Origin of the sequence: Frankia sp. KB5 (assembly GCF_002099325.1) — a bacterium.
GTDB classification, from domain to species: Bacteria; Actinomycetota; Actinomycetes; order Frankiales; family Frankiaceae; genus Frankia; species Frankia casuarinae.
Window position 1 is genome coordinate 1 of record NZ_MRUJ01000204.1, and the last position, 18,534, is coordinate 18,534.

The 18,534-nt window shown below is 68.8% G+C and carries 16 protein-coding genes, 1 tRNA gene and 1 pseudogene; 10 read left to right on the plus strand and 8 right to left on the minus strand.

Going from position 1 to position 18,534, the window contains the following annotated elements; translation table 11 throughout:
- Nucleotides 1-140 (minus strand): annotated as a pseudogene (locus tag KBI5_RS28810) (exonuclease sbcCD subunit D); the annotation flags it as partial.
- A gap of 305 nt (nucleotides 141-445) precedes the next feature.
- Between KBI5_RS28810 and KBI5_RS18475 the strand changes: the two are divergent.
- The 4 genes from KBI5_RS18475 (at nucleotide 446) to KBI5_RS18490 (ending at nucleotide 6,052) form a co-directional block, all read left to right on the plus strand.
- The gene (locus KBI5_RS18475; RefSeq protein WP_011435671.1) at nucleotides 446-1,705 is read left to right on the plus strand and encodes a glutamate-5-semialdehyde dehydrogenase; all 1,260 of its coding nucleotides are present in this window, start codon (nucleotides 446-448) and stop codon (nucleotides 1,703-1,705) included.
- A gap of 83 nt (nucleotides 1,706-1,788) precedes the next feature.
- On the plus strand, nucleotides 1,789-3,429 hold the full coding sequence (gene aceB / locus KBI5_RS18480) for a malate synthase A (protein ID WP_043590745.1): 1,641 nt from the start codon (nucleotides 1,789-1,791) through the stop codon (nucleotides 3,427-3,429).
- 188 nt (nucleotides 3,430-3,617) lie between these two features.
- On the plus strand, nucleotides 3,618-4,505 hold the full coding sequence (locus tag KBI5_RS18485) for a MoxR family ATPase (protein ID WP_023840545.1): 888 nt from the start codon (nucleotides 3,618-3,620) through the stop codon (nucleotides 4,503-4,505).
- Between the two features lie 98 nt (nucleotides 4,506-4,603).
- Nucleotides 4,604-6,052, plus strand: coding sequence for a VWA domain-containing protein (locus tag KBI5_RS18490; RefSeq protein ID WP_085015963.1), 1,449 nt, complete (start codon nucleotides 4,604-4,606; stop codon nucleotides 6,050-6,052).
- Between the two features lie 14 nt (nucleotides 6,053-6,066).
- On the opposite strand, the gene pgm is transcribed toward KBI5_RS18490, so the two are convergent.
- Nucleotides 6,067-7,767: a phosphoglucomutase (alpha-D-glucose-1,6-bisphosphate-dependent) gene (gene pgm / locus KBI5_RS18495; RefSeq protein WP_011435675.1), complete on the minus strand. Its 1,701-nt coding sequence runs from the start codon at nucleotides 7,765-7,767 to the stop codon at nucleotides 6,067-6,069.
- Nucleotides 7,768-8,032: 265 nt separating this feature from the next.
- On the opposite strand from pgm, the gene nadD reads away from it, so the two are divergent.
- The 6 genes from nadD to KBI5_RS28040 all read left to right on the plus strand — a co-directional run bounded on the left by nadD (nucleotide 8,033) and on the right by KBI5_RS28040 (nucleotide 11,994).
- On the plus strand, nucleotides 8,033-8,605 hold the full coding sequence (gene nadD, locus KBI5_RS18500) for a nicotinate-nucleotide adenylyltransferase (RefSeq protein ID WP_023840546.1): 573 nt from the start codon (nucleotides 8,033-8,035) through the stop codon (nucleotides 8,603-8,605).
- A 189-nt stretch (nucleotides 8,606-8,794) separates the two neighbouring features.
- The gene (gene rsfS / locus KBI5_RS18505; RefSeq protein ID WP_035730177.1) at nucleotides 8,795-9,256 is read left to right on the plus strand and encodes a ribosome silencing factor; all 462 of its coding nucleotides are present in this window, start codon (nucleotides 8,795-8,797) and stop codon (nucleotides 9,254-9,256) included.
- On the plus strand, nucleotides 9,253-9,951 hold the full coding sequence (locus KBI5_RS18510; protein ID WP_011435678.1) for a histidine phosphatase family protein: 699 nt from the start codon (nucleotides 9,253-9,255) through the stop codon (nucleotides 9,949-9,951). The genes rsfS and KBI5_RS18510 overlap by 4 nt, the downstream gene beginning before the upstream one ends.
- 78 nt (nucleotides 9,952-10,029) lie before the next feature.
- Nucleotides 10,030-10,106, plus strand: a tRNA-Ala gene (locus KBI5_RS18515).
- A 691-nt stretch (nucleotides 10,107-10,797) separates the two neighbouring features.
- Nucleotides 10,798-11,232 (plus strand): hypothetical protein, encoded by a 435-nt coding sequence (locus KBI5_RS28035; RefSeq protein WP_241883012.1) that lies wholly within the window; start codon nucleotides 10,798-10,800, stop codon nucleotides 11,230-11,232.
- 183 nt (nucleotides 11,233-11,415) lie between these two features.
- Nucleotides 11,416-11,994 carry a hypothetical protein gene (locus tag KBI5_RS28040; protein ID WP_241883013.1) on the plus strand — a complete coding sequence of 193 codons (579 nt, stop codon included), beginning with the start codon at nucleotides 11,416-11,418 and terminating at the stop codon, nucleotides 11,992-11,994.
- Here the strand turns inward: KBI5_RS28040 and KBI5_RS18530 are convergent.
- From KBI5_RS18530 to dcm, 6 genes are all read right to left on the minus strand, one after another.
- Nucleotides 11,957-12,580: an ImmA/IrrE family metallo-endopeptidase gene (locus KBI5_RS18530; RefSeq protein ID WP_085015964.1), complete on the minus strand. Its 624-nt coding sequence runs from the start codon at nucleotides 12,578-12,580 to the stop codon at nucleotides 11,957-11,959. The genes KBI5_RS28040 and KBI5_RS18530 overlap by 38 nt on opposite strands.
- 32 nt (nucleotides 12,581-12,612) lie before the next feature.
- Nucleotides 12,613-13,011, minus strand: coding sequence for a helix-turn-helix transcriptional regulator (locus KBI5_RS18535; RefSeq protein WP_133057080.1), 399 nt, complete (start codon nucleotides 13,009-13,011; stop codon nucleotides 12,613-12,615).
- Nucleotides 13,012-13,105: 94 nt separating this feature from the next.
- A complete protein-coding gene (locus KBI5_RS18540; RefSeq protein ID WP_198537797.1) occupies nucleotides 13,106-13,777 on the minus strand; it encodes a DUF2637 domain-containing protein in 672 nt (223 codons plus the stop codon).
- Nucleotides 13,774-14,613, minus strand: a complete 840-nt coding sequence (locus KBI5_RS18545) for a replication-relaxation family protein (protein ID WP_085015967.1) — start codon at nucleotides 14,611-14,613, stop codon at nucleotides 13,774-13,776. Before KBI5_RS18545 ends, KBI5_RS18540 begins: the two co-directional genes overlap by 4 nt.
- Before the next feature lie 163 nt (nucleotides 14,614-14,776).
- A complete protein-coding gene (locus tag KBI5_RS18550) occupies nucleotides 14,777-17,080 on the minus strand; it encodes a type IV secretory system conjugative DNA transfer family protein (RefSeq protein WP_085015968.1) in 2,304 nt (767 codons plus the stop codon).
- Nucleotides 17,077-18,306: a DNA (cytosine-5-)-methyltransferase gene (gene dcm, locus KBI5_RS18555; protein ID WP_085015969.1), complete on the minus strand. Its 1,230-nt coding sequence runs from the start codon at nucleotides 18,304-18,306 to the stop codon at nucleotides 17,077-17,079. Before dcm ends, KBI5_RS18550 begins: the two co-directional genes overlap by 4 nt.
- Between the last annotated feature and the right edge of the window lie 228 nt (nucleotides 18,307-18,534).

Below are 18,534 nucleotides of genomic sequence, written 5' to 3' on the forward strand. Positions count from 1 at the left end.
TCAACGCCCTCGGAACGGACGACGTCGACGAGATGATCGACGAAGGCCGCCTGGGCCGGCATCAGGTCGTGACCGTACAGGCCACGCCCGAGATGCCAGTCGGACGTGTGCAGCGCACGCATGCGAGCACGGTAGGCAATCCCGTCGAGATGATCGTCATGGGGGTCCGAACTGCGCGCCTTTCTGGCTGTTCCGGTTATCACCGTTCCGGGTCCCTGCCTGTCGCGGACCTGGCGGATCGCGGATCTGGATAACGGGATAAGGAGATGAGCTGGATAACGGGATAAGGAGATGAGTAGGTCGCGGATGCAGGGATGAGCAGGTGACGGATGCGGGTGTAGGTGACGGATGCGGGTGAGGAGCGATGAACGGCACGACCGCCGAGCCACCGGTAGCCTCGTAGCGGCGGGCAGCGCCGCGGCGCCCGCCTAACGGAGGACCCGAGATGAGCACCTCTGCGGAGGATGTCCGAGGCAGCGCCGTCCGTGCCAAGGCGGCGGCGGCCCTGCTGGCGCCGCGCAGCCGCGCCGAGAAGGACCGCGCGCTGCTCGCCATGGCCGACGCGTTGATCGCCCGTTCCGCTGAGATTCTCGCCGCGAACGCCGAGGACCTCGCCGCCGCGCGGGCGGCGGGCACCGCCGGGGCGATGGTCGATCGGCTCACCCTCACCCCGGCCCGGCTCGCCGGCATGGCCGACGGCCTGCGTCAGGTCGCGGCGTTGGAGGACCCGGTCGGCGAGGTCGTGCGCGGCCGGGTGTTGCCGAACGGGATGGAGCTGCGCCAGATCCGGGTCCCCCTCGGTGTCGTCGGGATCATCTATGAGGCCCGGCCGAACGTCACGGTGGACGCCGCGGGCCTGTGTCTCAAGAGCGGCAACGCCGCGTTGCTGCGCGGGAGCGCCTCCGCGGTACGTTCCAACACCGCGCTGGTGGCGGTGCTGCGCGGCGCCGCCGTCGCGAGCGGCCTGCCGGCGGACGCGGTGCAGCTCGTCCCCGGGATGGACCACGATGCGGTCAAGCACCTGATGCGGCTGCGCGGGCTCGTCGACGTGCTCATCCCGCGGGGTGGCGCGGGTCTGATCCGGGCGGTCGTCGAGGAGTCGACGGTGCCCGTCATCGAGACCGGGGTCGGCAACTGCCACGTGTATGTGGACGCCGAGGCCGACCTCGACCAGGCGCTCGCGATCACCGTCAACGCGAAGACCCAGCGGGTCTCGGTGTGCAACTCGGCGGAGACCCTGCTCGTGCACGCCGGCGTGGCCGGGGAGTTCCTGCCCCGGGTGCTGGCCGCTCTGCACGATGCCGGGGTCACCGTGCACGGCGACGAGACGGTGTGCGCCGTCGATCCTCGGGTGCTGCCCGCCACCGACGACGACTGGGCGGCCGAGTACCTGTCGTTGGATATGGCCGTCGCCGTCGTCGACTCCCTCGACGACGCGGTCGCGCACATCCGGCGCTGGGGCAGCGGGCACACCGAGGCGATCGTCACGCGGTCCCTGCCGGCGTCGCGGCGGTTCATCACGACCTGCGACAGCGCGGCCGTCATGGTGAACGCCTCGACCCGTTTCACCGACGGGGAGCGGTTCGGGATGGGCGCCGAGATCGGCATCTCGACCCAGAAGCTGCACGCCCGCGGCCCGATGGGGCTGCCCGAGCTGACCTCGACGACGTGGGTCGGCGTCGGCGACGGGCATCTGGTCACCTGAGGCCCGGGTCACCTGAGGCCCGGGTCACCGGGCGCGCCGGATCGGGCCGTCCGGGACGCAACGGAACCGGGAAGGGAATAGGTATGGGCTCGTTGGACGGGGTGACGGTGCACGGGGTGACGGTGCACGGGGTGTCCGCGGTGCGGACCGTGCCGGGGCTCACCGCGGAGCAGGTCGACGCGGTGCTCTCCGACAACGCGCTGGCCTTCGTCGCCGGGTTGCACCGCACGTTCGCCGGCCGGCGTGCCGAACTGCTCGCCGCCCGGGCCGCCCGCCGCGCCGCGATCGCAGCCGGGGCCACCCTGGATTTCCTGCCGCAGACCGCCGACATCCGGGCCGGGAACTGGCGGGTCGCGTCGCCGGCGCCGGGGCTGGTCGACCGTCGGGCCGAGATCACCGGCCCGACCGACGCCAAGATGCTCATCAACGCGCTCAACAGCGGTGCCCGGGTCTTCATGGCGGACCTCGAGGACGCCAACGTGCCGACCTGGTCGAACATGGTCGTCGGACAGCACAACCTGAGTGAGGCCGTCGCCGGCACGCTCGCCTTCACCTCGCCCGACGGCCGTCGTTACGAGCTCGACGAGTCCACGGCGACGCTCGTGGTGCGCCCGCGCGGCTGGCACCTGCCGGAGCGGCACGTCACCGTCGACGGGGAGCCGATCGTCGCCGCGCTCTTCGACGCCGGAATGTACCTGGTCCGCAACGCGCACGCCCTGCGGGCTACGGGCGTGGCGCCGTACTTCTACCTGCCGAAGCTGGAGAGTCATCTCGAGGCCCGGCTGTGGAACGACGTGTTCACCGCGGCGCAGGCCGAGCTCGGCCTGCCCGTCGGCACCATCCGGGCGACCGTTCTCATCGAGACGCTGCCCGCCGCCTTCGAGATGGAGGAGATCCTCTACGAGCTGCGGGAGCATTCCGCCGGACTCAACGCTGGCCGCTGGGACTACATGTTCTCCACCATCAAGACGTTCGCGTCCCGGCCGACTGAGTTCCTGCTGCCCGACCGCAACGGCGTGACGATGACGGTGCCGTTTCTGCGCGCCTACACCGAGCTGCTGGTCTCCACCTGTCATCGCCGCGGCGCGCACGCGATCGGCGGGATGGCGGCGTTCATCCCGTCGCGGCGCGACCCCGAGATCAACGCCGCGGCCCTGGCGAAGGTGCGCGCCGACAAGGAGCGGGAGTCCGCGGACGGGTTCGACGGGAGCTGGGTGGCGCACCCTGACCTGGTGCCGGTGTGCACCGAGGTCTTCGATGCGGTGCTCGGCGACGAGCCGAACCAGCTCACCCGGTTGCGTGACGACGTCAAGGTCGGCGCCGGCGACCTGCTGGCGGTGCGCGACACTCCGGGTTCCGTCACCGCGGCCGGGGTCCGCGGGAACATCAGCGTCGGGGTGCGCTACCTGGAGAGCTGGCTGCGCGGGATCGGGGCGGTCGGCATCGACAACCTGATGGAGGACGCCGCCACCGCTGAGATCTCCCGTAGTCAGATTTTCCAGTGGATAGCCGCCGGGGTCGTGCTCGACGACGGCCGTCCGGTCACGGCCGATCTGGTCCGGACCGCTCTGGCGGAGGTGCTGGACCAGATCCGGCTCTCCATCGGCGCCGCCGCCTTCGACAACGGTCGCTGGAAGGACGCGGCGGCGGTGTTCGAGGAGACGGCGCTCGGCGAGACCTTCGTCGAGTTCCTTACTCTTCCCGCCTACGAGCGGATCGACTGAACCGGCGAACACCTGGGCGAACACCTCGGGAGAATCCTCGGGTGAACCGGCGGCGAACAGGTCGATGAGCAGCCCGTGGATATCCACCCGGCGGACGGTGGCGCGCAAGGCGTAGTCACTCGTCTGCGGCGCCAGCCTGGCAGTATGGACGTGGCGATGYCTGACACGGGGACGGACGGAAGGTGGCCATGTCGCTGCAGGAACACGCTTTCGCCGACGTCGCTGATGTGCGGGAACGGCTTCGCGTGACCGGATACCTCGCGGACGAGGCGATTGCCACCACGGTCTTCCTCGCGGATCGGCTGCGTAAACCGCTGCTTGTGGAGGGGCCCGCGGGTGTCGGTAAAACCGAGCTCGCGAAGGCGCTGGCGACCGCGGTTGGCGCCGAGCTCATTCGGCTGCAGTGCTACGAAGGGCTTGATGAAGCTCGCGCACTGTACGAATGGAACTACAAGAAGCAACTGCTGCGCATTCAGGCCGGATCGGGAGACGGCGGCGCCGAGGGTTGGCAGCAGGCCCACGACGACATCTTCAGCGAGGAGTTCCTGCTCTCCCGGCCGCTGCTGACGGCGATCCGCCGCCAGCAGCCGACGGTGCTGCTCGTCGACGAGACCGACAAGGCCGACGTCGAGGTGGAAGGCCTGCTGCTGGAGGTGCTGTCCGACTTCCAGGTGACGATTCCGGAGCTCGGTACCATCAGCGCCACCCGCCGTCCCTTCGTCATCCTGACCTCCAACGCGACGCGGGAGCTGTCCGAGGCGCTCAAGCGGCGCTGCCTCTACCTCAACCTGGACTATCCCTCGGCCGAGCGGGAGAAGGAGATCGTGCTCTCCCGGGTGCCCGATCTCCCGGAGAGGCACGCCGAATCGTTGGTCCGGATCGTCCGCGCGTTGCGGGCGATGGAACTGAAGAAGGCGCCCTCCATCGCCGAGACCATCGACTGGGGTCAGACCGTGCTCGCGCTCGGATTCGACACGTTCGACGAGGCCGCCGTCGCCTCGACCCTCGGCGTCGTCCTCAAGCACGCCAGCGACCAGGCCCGAGCCATCAGTCACCTCAAGCTCGGCGCGAACTGAACAGCCCGAGCCGAACCCATCGAACTGATCGAATTCATCGAACCGATTGCCAGCTGACGGCCGTCGCCACGGCCGCACGTCCACGAGGGGGCGCCGGCATGAATCTGCTGGACCGCACCGTCGATTTCACCGCGGCGTTGCGCCGGGCCGGTGTCCCGGTGAGCAGCGCTGAGACCGTGGATGCCGCCAGGGCCGTCGGCGCGCTGGGCTGGGCCGAGCGGGACGCCGTCCGGGCGGCATTCGCGGCGACCCTGTGCAAGCGGCCACTGTACCGGCCGGCTTTCGACACTCTGTTCGACCTGTACTTCCCGCCCCGGATCGGGGACGGGGTGTCGCTGGACGACCTGGACGACCTGGACGACCTGGACGGCGACCCGGCCGGGGCGGCGAACGGCGCGGYGGCGAACGCCGGCGTCGACCCCGGCGAGCTGTCGCCCGAGCAGCTGGAGGAGCTGCGTCAGGCGCTGCGCGACCAGTTGCTCGACGCGCTGCGCGACGGCAACGACGAGGCGCTGCGCGCGCTCGCCCGGCAGGCGGTGAGCGCGTTCGGGTCGGCGCGCGGCAGCTCCGCCCGCTCGTGGTTCATCTACCGGGTGCTGCGGATGATGTCGGCGGAGACCCTCATCGTCGATCTGCTCGCGGCGATGCTGGCAGATTCCGAACGTGGCGGACTCGCCGAACGGGCCGCCCGGCAGACCATCACCGACCGGATCCGCGAGTTCGAGGAGATGGTGTCCACCGAGGTGCGGCGGCGGATGGCCGAGGAACGCGGCCTCGATGCGGTCGAGCGCACCGCGGTGAAGCCGCTCAGCGACCAGGTCGAGTTCCTGCGAGCCTCCCAGCGGGACCTGGTGGAGCTGCGCAGGCAGGTCTACCCGCTCGCCCGGCGGCTGGCGACCCGGCTGACCGCGCGGCGCCGGTTCGGCCGCATCGGCCGGCTGGACTTCCGGCGCACGGTGCGGGCATCGCTGGCCACCGGCGGCGTACCGGTGGAGACCAGGCACCGCCCGCACAAGCCGCACAAACCCGAGCTGGTCGTGCTGTGCGACGTCTCCGGCTCGGTGGCCTCGTTCGCGCATTTCACCCTGATGCTGACCCATGCGCTGCGCGAGCAGTTCGCCAAGGTCCGGGCGTTCGCCTTTATCGACACGACCGACGAGGTCACCAGGTACCTGCGTGGCCTCGACCTCGGCGACATGATGGCCCGCATCTCCGGAGAGGCGGACCTCGTCTGGTTCGACGGGCACAGCGACTACGGGCATGCCATCGAGGTCTTCGCCGAGAAGTACCCCGAGGCGGTCGGTCCCAAGACGTCGTTGCTGATCCTCGGCGACGCCCGGAACAACTACCGACCGACCTCGGCGACCATCTTCAGGCGACTGTGCTCGCGGGCCCGGCACTCCTACTGGCTCAACCCGGAGCCGCGCAGCTACTGGGGCTCGGGCGACTCGGCGACAAACGTGTACGCCGAGCTCGTTGACGAGATGGTGGAGTGCCGCAACATCGAGCAGCTCCAGGCGTTCATCGGGCGGCTTCTTCCGTCCTGACGGGTCCGGCAGGATCAGCCGCGGGCGAGGGCGGCGTCAACGATCGACTGTGCCTCCGTGATGACCTCGTCGAGATGTCCGGGGCCCCGGAAGCTCTCCGCGTAGACCTTGTAGACGTCCTCGGTGCCGGAGGGCCGGGCGGCGAACCAGGCGTCGTCAGTGACGACCTTCACCCCGCCGATCGCCGCGCCGTTGCCCGGCGCGTGYGACAGCGCGGCGGTCACCGGCGAACCGGCGAGCGTCGTCGCGCTGAGGCTCTCCGGGGTGAGCGCGGCCAGGATCTTCTTCTGCGCTGGGGTGGCCGGCGCGTCGACCCGCCGGTAGGCCGGGGCACCGTGGACATTGGTGAGCTCCCGGTACAACTGCCCGGGGTCCCGGCCGGTGACCGCCGTCATCTCGGCGGCGAGCAGGCAGGCGATGATCCCGTCCTTGTCGGTCGTCCACACCGCGCCGTCGCGGCGCAGGAACGACGCGCCCGCGCTCTCCTCGCCGCCGAAGCCCAGGTTCCCGTCGGTCAGGCCGGCCACGAACCACTTGAAGCCCACCGGCACCTCGACCACGTCGCGGCCGAGGCCCACTCCGACCCTGTTGATCATGCTGGAGCTGACCAGCGTCTTGCCGATCGCCGTCCCGGTCGGCCAGCCCGGGCGGTGGCCGAACAGGTAGGCGATGGCCGCGGAGAGGTAGTGGTTCGGGTTTAACAGCCCGGCCGTGCCGGTGACGATGCCGTGCCGGTCGGCGTCGGCGTCGTTGGCGAGGGCGACGTCGAACGAGCCGGCCAGCCGCACCAGGGAGGCCATCGCGTACGGCGACGACGGATCCATCCGGATCCTGCCGTCCCAGTCGGTCGTCATGAAGGCGAAGGTCGGGTCGATCGTGGTGTTCACCACGTCGAGGTCCAGCTTGTACCGCTCGGCGACGGCCTGCCAGTACACGAGGCTCGCCCCACCGAGCGGGTCGACGCCGATGCGCACCCCGGCGCCGCGGATCGCGTCGAGATCGATGACGTCGCCGAGGTCCGCGACATAGGCGCCGACGTAGTCGTGGACCACGGCGGCGGCGCGCGCCTGCGGGTACGGCACCCGGGCCACGCCCGCGAGGCCACCGTCGAGCAGGGCGTTCGCGCGATCCTGGATGACCTTGGTGACGCCGGTGTCCGCCGGACCGCCGTGCGTCGGGTTGTACTTGAACCCGCCGTCGGCGGGCGGATTGTGCGACGGCGTGACGACGATGCCGTCGGCGAGGCCGCGCGCCGGGCCGGTCGCGCCGGTGGCGCCGGTGGTGTCCGTCCTGCCCGTCCTGTTGCTTGGCGTGCGCTCGCGGTTGTGGCGCAGGATCGCGTGCGAGATCACCGGGGTCGGGGTGGCCTCGCCGTCCGGGGCGATGCATACCGTGACGCCGTTCGCGGCGAGGACCTCCAGGGCGCTCGCGAGCGCGGGCGCCGACAGTGCGTGCGTGTCGATCCCGACGAACAGCGGTCCGTCGACGCCTGCCTCCTTCCGGTAGTCGCAGATCGCCTGGGTGGTGGCCAGGATGTGGTCGGCGTTGAAGGAGCCGCGCAGCGCCGAGCCACGATGACCGGACGTGCCGAACGACACCCGCTGGGTCGGATCGGCGGGATCGGGATGGATCTCGTGGTAGGCGGCGAGCAGGCCGTCAACGTCAACGAGATCCTCGGGGGCGGCGGGTTGCCCCGCACGCGGACTGGTCGGCATGGGCGGGGCCTCCTCGCGGGGGGACGGGGCCGGCCTGCGGCCTGTGGTCAGCCTAGCCGGGTGGGCCGTTCCGGGACTGGCCCGCTTGCGGCGGGCACGGCGGTGGGCGTGAGACCGATGAGCGTGAGGCGCCGGTGGGTGTGAGGCGCCGGTGGGTGTGAGGCGCCGGTGGGTGTGAGGCTTTGTGGCACATCTCCCGCCGGGCTGCGCCAGACGGGCACGTGCGGTGATGCGGGGTTAGTGTCCGGTCGTGCGCCTCGGTGTCATGGGTGGGACCTTCGACCCCGTCCACAACGGGCACCTCGTCGCAGCCAGTGAGGTGGCCGCCCTGTTCGATCTGGACGAGGTGGTCTTCGTGCCGAGCGGGCAACCCTGGCAGAAGATCCATCGCAAAGTCTCCGCCGCCGAGGACCGCTATCTGATGACCTTCCTCGCGACGGCGGGGAACCCGCAGTTCACGGTCAGCCGGATCGAGATCGACCGGGGTGGCGCCACCTACACCATCGACACCCTGCGAGACCTGCGTGCGGCGCGACCGGACGACGAGCTGTTCTTCATCACGGGGGCGGACGCGCTCGCRCAGATCTTCACCTGGCGTGACCACCGCGAGCTGTTCGAACTGGCCCACTTCGTCGGCGTGAACCGGCCCGGTTACCACCTCGCGCTGGACGCCGGCCTCCCGACCGGCGCCGTCAGCCTGCTGGAGGTCCCGGCGCTGGCGATCTCCTCGTCCGACATCCGGGAACGGGTTGGCCGCCGGGCGCCGATCTGGTACCTCACCCCAGACGGGGTCGTGCGCTACATCGCCAAGCGGCGTCTCTACCAGGGTGCTTCCTGACCCGCCGAGCCGTCCGGACGGGCCACCGGGCCAGGCGATATCTCGATTTTTCGGCCCGTCATGGACGCGAGGAGTGCCCTGCCCGCGCGTCGATGTGTCACGCTGGATGCAGCCGTCCGGCCCCGGACGGTGCGCGAGGTAGCCGAAGACGGATGCCTCCCGCCCGTCACCACCCTGGAGAACCCGAGCGTGACCGCTTCCCCGCGAGCCGTCGAACTCGCCCTCGCCGCCGCGCAGGCAGCCGCCGACAAGCTCGGCCATGACCTGCTCATCCTCGACGTGAGCGATCGGCTGGCCATCACCGACTGCTTCGTGCTCGCATCCGCGGGCAACGAGCGGCAGGTCAAGGGTATCGTCGACGAGATCGAGGAGCACCTGCGCCGGCTGGGAGCCAAGCCCGTCCGGCGGGAGGGAGAGCGGGAGGGCCGCTGGGTCCTGCTCGACTTCGTCGACGTGGTGGTGCACGTGCAGCGGGACGAGGAGCGGGTCTACTATGCCCTCGAACGGCTCTGGAAGGACTGCCCGGTGATCCCGTTCGTCGACGCGGCGGTCGGGGTCGCGGTCGGGGCCGGTGTCTCCTCGGGGTCCACCGCGGCGAGCGGCGGCTCGGGCTCGGGGGTGGCCGGGCCCGGTACGGCGACCCCACGGTGAGGCTGCTGCTCTGGCGGCACGGCAGGACCACCTGGAACGACGTCGGCCGCTTCCAGGGGCACGCGGATCCGCCCCTCGACGCCACCGGGCGTGCCCAGGTCGCCGCGGTGGCCCCGGTCATCCAGGCGATGCGCCCGGAACTCGTCGTGTCGTCCGACCTGCAACGTTGCCGGGACACCGCGGCGGCGCTCGGCGTGCCCTTCCGCTCCGACGCGCGGCTGCGCGAGATCGATCTCGGCGCGTGGTCCGGGCTGACCGCTGCCGAGGCGGCCCAACGCTTCCCCGCGGAGGATCGGGCCTGGCGGCGCGGGGATGACGTGCCCCGTGGCGGTGGCGAAACCTACCGGCAGGTGGCGGAGCGGGCCGGCACGGTCTTCGACGAGGTCCGGGCCGAGGGGTTTCCGGCCGAATGGGACGGTCTCGTCGTGTTTGTCCTGCACGGCGGTACTGCCCGGTCACTGATCGGTCATGTGCTCGGCCTTCCACCGGAGTTCTGGTGGCACTTCGGACCGCTCGCCAACTGCCGGTGGTCCGTCCTGCGGCTCGTCGAGGGTGGGTTCCGCCTGGTCGAGCACAACGCGGGGCCGCTGGCTGGTAAGGTCGGGACCGCCGGATCGGGGCTAACCGAGACGCTCCTGCCGAGCCAGGGGGCGCCGACAGCAGCCGACACGGAGCCTGTACACTTGCCGAAGTAGTCCATCAGGACAGGTTTGGTGCCCGGGTGGGGTACAAGACCGGATTTGCTCGGGTCTGATATAAAATGAATAGCAGTTGGGGCTGTGGCGCAGTCTGGTAGCGCATCACACTGGCAGTGTGAGGGTCAGGGGTTCGAATCCCCTCAGCTCCACCATTTCGGTCTTACTCGAACCCGCTCTGCACAGAGAGTGGTCGAGCAAGCCCGAAACGGTGACAATTTCATAGATCGTGGCGTCCTCCGCAAGGAGGGCGCCACTGTCGTCTCGGCGCTCGTAGCGTGCAGACGCCAGCGCGAAGCGGCGGCGCAGCCGATCCGTGGTCTCGCGTCCGTCGTCGGCAGGCGTTTCATCGGTCTCGGCGGAAGGCTCTGCGACGCTGGAACCTGTCGGCGCTGCAAGCTCGGCACCCGCCTCCCGCCGCAGGTACACGACCGTCTCGAACGGCTCGGTCAGCTCGTCGGCGATGACCAGCGGGCCGTTGCCGTCCGTGTCGAGGAACAGTTTGGTAAAGATCGCCCGGTTAAGCACGCTGCGGGTGCGCTTGTTTGACGTCCGGTACAGCTCCTGCGGGTCGGCCAGGAGGTCGAGCATTCCGGTGACGATCTGGTAGCCGACCTCAAGCTCGGCCTCGGTGTCGTCAAGCTGCCGCTTGAGCTTGGTCCGCTCCTCGCGGATGGCTCGCAGCCGTGAGGTGATCTTCTCTCTGGGCCAGTCAGAATCGCCGACGAGGTCGAGGTAACGGTCTTCTTGCCGGTCAAGGTCCTTCAGCCGCCTGGTGTGCTGCGTCCGGAGTTGCCGGGCATTGTCCTCGCCRTTGCTGACGGCGTCTTGCATGGTGGCGTGTAGGTGCTGCTGTACGTCGTCTGGCACCCGCACGTGGCAGTAGTGCCGCAGTACTGCCTCCTCGACATCTTCGACCTTGAAGTAGGGGAGGTCGCAGGTGCCGTCCTGCCGTCCACGGCAGATGTAGTAGAAGTACTGCATGCCGTGACGGTTCTTCGCGCCGGAGATGATCAGGCGCCGTTCGCAGTGACCGCACCAGACGACGCCCTTGAGGTAGTGGTTGTAGGTCCGCTGGCGGGTGCCGGCGCCGCGGTCGGCGATCAGGACCTTCTGTACCCGGTCGAACAGGTCTTGGTCGATGATGGCCGGGTGGCGGCCTGTGACTTCGGTTCCCTGGTAGTTGACAAAGCCGAGGTAGTAGCGGTCGCGCAGCATGTCGCCGATTTTGTGGATCGACACCGGGCGTTCGGGCCGCATTGGGGTGGGCCGGGTGCGTAGCCCCGCCTCGGTGAGTGCTTTGCGTAGCGAGTGGAAGTTGTATTTGCCGGTGGCGTACAGCTCGAAAGCCAGTCGGATGAGCGGCGCCCGTACCGGGTCGACGGCAATCGTGCGGATCTCGCGGCCCTCGAATTTCTCCCGGACGTTGAGGTAGCCGAGGGGAGCTTGGCCGATGGTGYCGCCGTGGCGGGCCTTCTCGCCCATTTTGTAGCGGATGTCTTCGCCGTTGGCGCGGGACTGGAAGCCGTTGAACACCGCGAGGAATCCGTGCATGGCTTCGCCGAGCGGGGTGTCGTCGAACTTCTCGGTTGCGGAGATCATAGTGACGTTGAGTTCGCRCAGCATGGCGAGCGTGATGCCGTTCTCGGCCCAGTTCCGGTGCATACGCGACAGCGAGTAAAAGATGACGTAGTCGATGTCGTGGCGCTCGCGGATACGTGCCATCATCTTCTTGAACTCGGGCCGCTTGTGAATGGCGGTAGCCGAGCGGCCGGGTTCCAGGTACTCGTCGATGATTTCGACTCCCAGTTCTCGGGCCTGCTCGGCACACTTGCGCCGCTGGGCTGGCAGGGAAATGYCTTCCGGGTCGTAGTCGGTCTTGACCTGGCCGGGTGTCGATACGCGAAGATAGACGACAGCCCGTTTGATCTGTCCGGCTGTCGGGATGTCGTTGCGGAAGTAGCGGATACTGTTCATCTACGTTGTTCCTTTCGTCTTCTTGCTTTTATGCCGCTGGGCACGGCTCCGTTGTTTCGGCTCTGAAGTAACTCGCCACCGGTCGCTCCTCGTCATCCAAAAAACCGAGGTAGCACAGCCGGGTCCTCATGGCGCTCACTGACACCTTGAACATTTCCGCCAGTGCCTCGATGTCTTGCATGCCTCCGGCCCATGCCCGCTTCACCCATGGCCGTGGCATCAGGAAGCAGGCGGCGAAGTGGTCGCAGATCCGCTCCACCTGCTTGTTCCGGCGGCCCTCGTCGCCCGTGCCGAGTCTGGCGTAGATGACCTTGGCGACCGTGTGGTCCAGGACATGCTTGAACTCGTGGGCCAGGGTGAAACGCCGCCGGCCGGAGTTGTTGCTTTTGTTGACGACCACGAGCCAGCGCTCATCGCGCCACTCCGAAAACCCGGCCATGGTTGGCATTCGCCAGCGCGGCTCTACCCGCACCTCAAGTTCGGGCAGGGTGGCGATCCGCCCCACGTCGGCCGGTGCCTTGTCTATTTCGAGAAGGTGCAGCAAGGTTGTCGCTTGCAGTTCGGCAACGCTGTACGCCTCGCCGTAGGTAAGTGGCCGTACCGGCATGAGCCGCCGTAGCCGCGGAATAATGGATTCTTGGGCAGGGTCCATGAATAGCTTTTATTCTTTCCGTTAGTATATTGCTAGGTGTGATGGCCTGTTGTTGTATCTTCCGAGTGGCCGGGGCCAGTCTTCCGATACCGGGCGACGATTTCCTGGATACTGGCTTCCGCTTCCCGGATACCGGCCTCGGGCAGGTCATACTCGGCCCGCAGCATGACATCGAGGCTCGGAAGGTCTTCGGGGAGTGGGACGCCCGCCAGTAGAAAAAGGTCGCTGGTTCTCACCTCCAGAGTTTTTGCGAGTGCCGCAAGGTTATCGGGCAGTGGATGTTGGACTTCGTCCTGCTCGATTCTCACCAGCGCTGTCTGGCGTACGCCGCTCGCGATAGAAAGCTGCCGGATAGTGAGGCCGCGTTCGTGTCTCATCTGCCTGATGAACCGGCCAAGGCTTTTCGGTGTTTGTTTTGTTCGTTCGTCCACAATGGTCCTCCGCTTATAAGGTCATCATAACAGGATTATTCCGATTTCGGAATACGTGGAATTGACAACAATTCCCTATCGGTCCCGCTGCCCCTTATAGGCCCTGCCTATTAACGACCTCTGGCGCTTTCCGCAGCTCCCGCATAACCTCGCCAGCCCGTGCCGTACTTACCTGTAGGGCTTTGCGCAGTGCGTCCCGGGTAATCGGTCGCCCGTCGTGTGTGGCGCGGTACTCGGCGTCGGCCGCTCTTGCGGCCGACAGCAAACTGTCTTCCGCCTCTGGTCCTGCCGTGTCCTGGCTCGGGGTGCGACCGGGGACGGCTGCCGTCCCCGGCTCAGGCTCGTCCTCGCCGCGCAGAACGGCCAAGTGCGACAGCAGGCCGAGCACAACCGGCGGCACCGACCCGGCCGCCAGCACGACCGGCCACCCCAGCGCGACGATTCCAGCTTCGGCCAGGTGCCAGAAGCCGTTGCCGACCAGCGACAGGCCCACGGCGAGCAGGGCGTTCCACCGGGCGAACCGCCGGGCTCGTGCGGATCGTGTGGACCGCGCCAGCCAGACCCGCGTCGCGGTCACGGCGTAGGCGTCGATGGTCAACGGCAACAGCGGCGCCAGCCACGCCGGCCACCCGGTCGCCACGGCCAGGCTTCGGAGCCCCGAGAACGAGCTGACGGCGGCGGACACGGCCGTGACCGCCATGCCAGCGGCTACCCACCAGTCCCGGCGCCGTGGTCCGCCCGCCGCTGGTTCCAGATCGGCACTCATGGCGACCCGTCCGGCGTGAGCAGGCCTGCTGCCAGAACCTCGGCAGCCTGACCGTGCAATGCGACGCTGACCAGCTCGTCACCTGGCGCCGGCAGGCGCCGGATCTCCCGTCGCACACCTTCGGCTCGTGCTTCGTCCGGCACGGTGACCAGTACTCGGGGCATGAGGTCCGCCGGTCCAAGCTGCCCGCGGTTGAGAAAGTCCAGGTACGCCCGGAGCTTCCTGCCGACCGTCGGCAGGCTCTCCGTGGCCCGGTCGACCTCGACCCAGCAATGATCTACGAACTCGGCCGACGCCAGGGCCGCGTAGGCGTCCGGCTTCAGCCAGCCGCCCAGCCCGTCCGGCCACCAGGAGGCTGGTTCGGTGTTGAACGCCTCCACGATGAGGCCCGGTGTCCGTCGCTCGACTTCCCGCAACGCCACGTACAACTCGCTGACTGCGAGGGTGTGTGCCACGAACCGCTCGGTCACGGTGCCGGGCCGCCGGACCCGCGCGGGTTGCTCGTGCCTGGCCGTGTCGAGCTGCATGAGCCGCTGTCCGGCGGAGTCGAGCGCGAAGACCAGCCCGCGCGATCCAGCCCGCACGCCACCGATGCGCCGCTCCATGGTCGTCAGCACTCGCCACTTGACGAGCCGGGCCAGCACCAGGCGCCGCACCCGTCCCCGTGCCGACGGGGCAACAGCGGTGAAGTGCAGCCGCTCGATCTGCGCACCGGTCGCCAGCCTCAGCCGCTCGACGTCCGCCACGATCTGCCAGTCCCGCTCGGCCATCCGTTCCTGCACCCATTCGACATGGGCCGAGCGGACACGCTTTGAGGGGTGGGCGGCCGGGGTCATAGTGAACACTCCGAATGAGGGGAAACATTCGGCGGCGTTGTTGGCCGCCACAGGCCCGCTGCCAGGGAAGACAACCCGGCGGCACTCGACGCGACCGGAGCGCCGAACGGAGCAGCGACCGGAGCGCGGTCGATGTGCCCGAAGACGACCACGACCCGCGCGTTCACGGCGTTCCTCCGCGCCGTTGCCGGCCCATGCGTCCGCCTGACCCGCTCGGATCGGCAACCGTGATACGCGCCGCTAGGGCCGCCTCGACGTCGGCACGGGCCACGCCGTACCGGGTCCGGCTGTCCGTGGCCAAGGCCACCGGGTCGCGCACCGCGTCCGGTAGCGGCGCGGTCGTGCCAGTGACCACGCCGAGGGTTTGGCCGCCGACCGCCGGGCGCATGGCGACCTCATAGGCGTCCAGCCCCAGCAGCTCATCGGCGGTCAGCGGCGCGAACGGTCGCGCCAGCACCCGGGCGTCCTCGTAGGCGTTCAACTGGAAGGCGATCTGCGTCCGTGCCGTGCCGAGCACCGCGGTCTTCACCGTTTCGGGCAGCTGTCCGAGGTACTGGTGTGCCAGGATGAGGCCGACCTTGAACTTCCGGGCCTGGGCCAGCATGTCGCCGATGTCCAGGGGCAGCCTGATCACGTCCTGGAACTCGTCGAGGTAGACGAAGGCCGGGCGGCGCCGCTCGGCCGCCACCGCCACCCGGCCGAGGATCTTCTGCCACAGCACGGCCACGATGAGGGCGCCGGCAAGCTGCGCCGTGTCGGTGCCGAGCGCGCCCTTGGCCAGGTTGACCAGCACCGCTTTGCCCCGGAACACCTCGCCGAGGTCGAAGCCGTCGCTCTGCCCGAGCGCCAACCGCAGCGCCGTGCGCGTGCTGAACGAACGCAGCTTGTTGAGCGACGGCCCGATGACCTGCAACCGTTCGGCGTCGGAACGCTGCTCGTACTCGCCCCAGAACGACCGCACCGAAGCCGGTACGGACGGCTGGGCCAGCACGAACCGCCGGAACGCCGGGTTCGTCAGCAGTTCCGGCACCTCGGCCAGCGTGAACGCCGAACTGTCCGGCGCCCTGGTGTGGGTGAGGGTTAGCAGGCAGGCCCGCAGGACATCGCTCGTCCTCGGCCCCCACGAGCCGGACCAGAGGCTGGCCATAGTGTGGACGATGTTGTCCACCGCCAGCTCCCGGCTGTGTTCGTCGCCTTGGTGCCGTAGCAGGTTGATCCCCACCGGCCGGTCGGTGGCGGCCAGGTCGAGGACGACGACGTCCCCGGCGTACTCCTCCGGTACGCGGGCCAGGACGTCGCTTACAAGATCACCATTGGGGTCCACGACCACCACACCCCGCCGCGCGGCGATGTCCTGCAAGATCTGGTTGCCGAGCAACGTCGACTTGCCGGTGCCGGTCGGCCCGACCACCCACTCGTGCCGCAACCGGTCCTCGGTCAGCAAGGCAAGCGGTCGTTGCATACCCGGGTAGTTGCTGGTTGCCACGACCGAGGCGCCCCGGCCGCCGCGCGGCATGCCCGGCGCCGGCGGCAACTGCCGCGCCGAACCCAAGGCCAACCCAGGCAGCGCCAGGTCACCGACCGGGAGCCCGAGCAGACCCACGGCTTCGGCGGCGTTCATGACCACCGGCCAGCCGAACAGCGGCAGCGAGATGTCGTTGAGCCGCCGGCCCGCCGTCACCGATGGGGTTCCCAAGCGGCGCACCAACACGCCGGGTGCCTCCAGCGTCCGCAGAGCCGACAGAACCCGGCCGAGCATCGCACCACGCCGGTCAGCCCGCACGGCAACAGTTCCGATCCGGCAGACGCCGCGTAGCAGGGGCAGTGCCTGTTTGGTTCGGGCCGCCCGCTCGTTCTCGGCGTTGGTCCGTTCCACCGCCGAGCGCATGAAGGCCGGCGCGAACGGCGGGACCGAAGGCGCGGCCACACGAGGTGCCTCCGCGCCGCCAATGACCGACTGAAGATAGATGGCCTCGTCCCCGTGCAACGGTTGCAGCGAAGCCAGGACGGCGGCGTTGGTCAGCGCCGCCCGCTCGGTGGCCAGAGGCTGGACGTCGTTACTCAGGCCGATCTCGGCGGCGGTTCCGAACGCCGGCCGGTTGCGCAGGTGGTCCGGTGCCTCCTCAAGACGGGCGCCGGGCAGGGCCGCGCGCAGCCCGGCCAAGAAGGTGCCCCGGTACTTCCGGGGCACGATCACGTAGTGGCTGATCCCGCGCTTGGTCGCCACAACCTCGACGACCACCGGCGGGAAGGGCAGGAGGGACCGAACGGGCGAACGGGTGCTGGCCGCCACCGTCGACAGCCAGTCGGCGACCGTCGCCGGCTCCAGGCCGCGCGGCAGGCGCAGCCGGAAGGCGATCAGGGAGTCTCGCCAGCTCAACGCATCCCACCAGCGGATACCAGCCACGAGAGCAAGGCCGAGGACGGCGCCGCCCAGGTACGGCAGGTAGGCGATGAGGCCGTTCATCGGGCGGTTCCCTTTGGTGATGTCGTCCGTCGCCTACCGGGGCGCGTTGGGCCTGTCGACCGGCCGCGAGGGCGGCTTGGTGGGGACGTAACAGCCCGTCGGCGTATGGGTCGCCGGGCCTTTACAACGTGCGCGGCTTCGCTGAGACCGGTGGATGTTGAAGTGCCTGAAGCCATGGCCACCGCGGCCCGGCCGAGGTGGTAGGCCAGTGCCACGGGCACGGCATTGCCGATCTGCCGGTACTGGGCCGACATGGGACCCTCGAACCGCCAGGTGTCCGGGAAGGTCTGGATGCGGGCGTACTCCCGCACGTTGAGCGGCCGGGTCTCGGCGGGATGGCAGCGCCCCGTGAGTTTCGTGGCGGTTGGTTGGCACAGCAGGGTCGGGCTCGGTTGGTCCCACGCCAACCGCTTGGCCGCGCCGCTACAGCTGCCGCCCCCGTACGGACCATTGGGCAGGAACTCCCTCAAGACGTGCTCGGGCAGGTCGCGCCAGTTGCCGCCTTCCGGTACATGGCTCATGATCCATGCCGTGCGTGCCGAGTAGCGCGCTCCTGGCCCCGTAACACCGTCACCGATTACCTGTCGCACGGTCGGCGCGGGTCCGTCGAGCTCGGCCGGGAACAGGATTTGCCCTCCGGCGCCACCGCGCAGGGCGATGAGAATCAGGCGCTCGCGTTTCTGGGGTACGCCAAAGTTGTGCGCCCCGAGAATCCGCCAAGCCACTCGGTAGCCGGCTTCCTCCAGCGCGGCCACCATGGCGTCTAGTGTTCTGCCGCCGTCATGGCTGCGGAGCCCCTTTACATTCTCGGCGACAGCTACCTTCGGTCGGATCTCGCGCACCGCGCGGGCGAACTCGAAGAACATGCCGCCGCGCGGGTCAGCGAACCCTCGGCGCTTGCCGGACATACTGAACGCCTGGCAGGGAAACCCGCCCTCGACAACATCCACCGTGCCATGCAGGTGCCGGAAACACACGTCGCGGATGTCGAGACTGTTGACCGACCATTCGGGCCGGTTGCTGCGCAGCGTGGCAACGGCATGCCGATCAAGCTCGTTAAGCAGCACATGAGTAAGGCCGGCTCGCTCGAAACCAAGTGCCATACCACCGCCGCCAGCGAAGAGACTGACACATGTCAGCTCGCGCGCCTGACCGCCGGGTACTTCTAAGCCCCCTTCGGCGGTATCCTCTCCTACTTTTGGTGCAGGTATATCAATACGTCGCATAGTTCCTCCGTTTGGGTTGGGTCATGCAAATGGTTGGGGAAGAGGTACAAGAATCCRGGCACGAGAAAGGGCCATGGGGTTGGAATCCGGAAGCCGGTCCCGCTCTTACAGGTCCTGTTCCGCTGCGTCGGTGTCGGCCGTGTCAGAGGCCAAGGGGCTGACGGGTTCGGCGGCCGGCGTGGCGTTCCGCCGTGTAGCCTCCTGAATGAGCCTTTCCGCGCAACGATC

Excerpts from the sequence above, each read along its gene's own strand:
- aceB (WP_043590745.1), top strand. The coding sequence starts at position 1,789 with ATGGGCTCGTTGGACGGGGTGACGGTGCACGGGGTGACGGTGCACGGG.
- KBI5_RS18545 (WP_085015967.1), bottom strand. The coding sequence starts at position 14,613 with ATGACCCCGGCCGCCCACCCCTCAAAGCGTGTCCGCTCGGCCCATGTC.
- dcm (WP_085015969.1), bottom strand. The coding sequence starts at position 18,306 with ATGCGACGTATTGATATACCTGCACCAAAAGTAGGAGAGGATACCGCC.
- KBI5_RS18550 (WP_085015968.1), bottom strand. The coding sequence starts at position 17,080 with ATGAACGGCCTCATCGCCTACCTGCCGTACCTGGGCGGCGCCGTCCTC.
- KBI5_RS18530 (WP_085015964.1), bottom strand. The coding sequence starts at position 12,580 with ATGGACCCTGCCCAAGAATCCATTATTCCGCGGCTACGGCGGCTCATG.
- KBI5_RS18475 (WP_011435671.1), top strand. The coding sequence starts at position 446 with ATGAGCACCTCTGCGGAGGATGTCCGAGGCAGCGCCGTCCGTGCCAAG.
- KBI5_RS18485 (WP_023840545.1), top strand. The coding sequence starts at position 3,618 with ATGTCGCTGCAGGAACACGCTTTCGCCGACGTCGCTGATGTGCGGGAA.
- KBI5_RS18540 (WP_198537797.1), bottom strand. The coding sequence starts at position 13,777 with ATGAGTGCCGATCTGGAACCAGCGGCGGGCGGACCACGGCGCCGGGAC.